Source organism: Vibrio sp. 378, assembly GCF_033339435.1.
In genome coordinates this window covers 1-903 of the sequence record NZ_JAWOUO010000261.1, presented here as the reverse complement: position 1 = coordinate 903, position 903 = coordinate 1, and the positions used below count along the sequence as shown (strand labels likewise).

1 pseudogene is annotated in these 903 nt (G+C 45.3%); it reads right to left on the bottom strand.

The window, feature by feature from the left end:
* Window positions 1-903, bottom strand: a pseudogene (locus R7Q48_RS25570) (insulinase family protein); the annotation flags it as partial.

Here is a 903-nt window from a genome sequence, read left to right as displayed (position 1 = left end):
ATAATGCTGCATATTGATGACTAGACCGCTAACTAAAACGAGAGGGCGTGAAGGTTCTTGAAAGCGTCATGCAGACTCCAATACTGCTTGCTTCTCTAGGTAGCTCCACTCATTCATTCCGTCTTGTTTGATCATGGTTAGATATTGGAAGACAGCTTGAATGATGTCATCAACGTGGTCTAACCCTTCTGGTGTGAGTGTACAACTGACCGTAAAATCACGATAGTTGCTGCCACTTGCCCCGCCGCCGGCTGATAGGGAAGTGATCCAGCCTTTGCTTTTCAGTTGAAGCATCAAGCTCCCTTCGCCTTCGTAACCTAACAAATGAGCGAAATAAGAGAGAGGCTTCACGCCGTAGTGTTTATCCATTCCCGGCATAGGGAAGGTGAGAATGAGTTTGCGAAACTCTTTGATGGGCTCAATTTGAACCAAAATTCCGGTGCTGTCTTCAGTCCCAATCGGTACATCAATCGATTTGCCACTTAATTGATGATTAGGGATGTCAGCGAACATGGCTTCTACCCAAGCTTGCTGCTCATCAAGAGATTGAGGCCCAAACAACGTCAGCGTCATAAGATCGGCTGAATATTGAGAATGATGAAACTCGACAATTTCATCACGAATAGACTGACCATCTCGGTCGCCAAGCGTATCTAAATTGCCGACAGAGAATTTTGAAAATGGATGTTCTGGATTGATGACTTCTTTGTTGACTTGATACAAGCGACGCGAGTCGTCATTCAATTTCAGCTTGTACTCAGAGTCGACCGCTTGGCGCTCTTTATCTAATGCTTCTTCATTAAACAGTGGCGCGGTAAAGAATTGGCTAAAGCGATCCAGTGCGTTTTCAAATGCACTTGGAGTGACATCAAAAAAGAAGCAGGTGTGCTCCGTTCCTGTCCA